Source organism: Collinsella sp. AM41-2BH, assembly GCF_003468085.1.
Taxonomy (GTDB): domain Bacteria; phylum Actinomycetota; class Coriobacteriia; order Coriobacteriales; family Coriobacteriaceae; genus Collinsella.
The window spans coordinates 1-435 of sequence record NZ_QSGH01000034.1; the positions used below are offsets into that span (position 1 = coordinate 1).

1 pseudogene is annotated in these 435 nt (G+C 66.0%); it reads right to left on the bottom strand.

Going from position 1 to position 435, the window contains the following annotated elements:
* Positions 1-435 (bottom strand): annotated as a pseudogene (locus tag DW899_RS10220) (SIS domain-containing protein); the annotation flags it as partial.

A 435-nucleotide genomic window follows, 5' to 3' on the forward strand; every position in this document is an offset into this window, starting at 1 on the left:
TGAGCAGGCGCAGGCCGAAGCAGTCGGCGAGGTAGTAGCCCTTCTCGCAGCCGCCCGAACCATGGTCGGAAGCCATGGCGACGCAGTTCTCGGCACCCACGGCCTGGCCGATGGGGCCCTCGGGCTTGGTCATGGCGTAGACGCGCACGCCCATGTCCTTCATCTTCTTGACGGCCTCGAGGACCTCGGGGGTGGTGCCGGACTCGGAGGCGGTGAGCACGACGGACTTCTCGGTCATGCGCTTGTGGCCCATGACGTTCCACTCGGCGGCGTGGATCAGGTAGACCTCGAGGTCGCGGTCGCCGAACTTGTTCATGAGGTACTCGAGCTGCATGAGCTCGTCCCAGGTGCCGCCGACACCCATCAGGAACACGGCGTCGTAGCCCTCGTCGGCGACCTTGTCGGCGAGCGCGGTCATCTTCTTGCCGGTCTCGT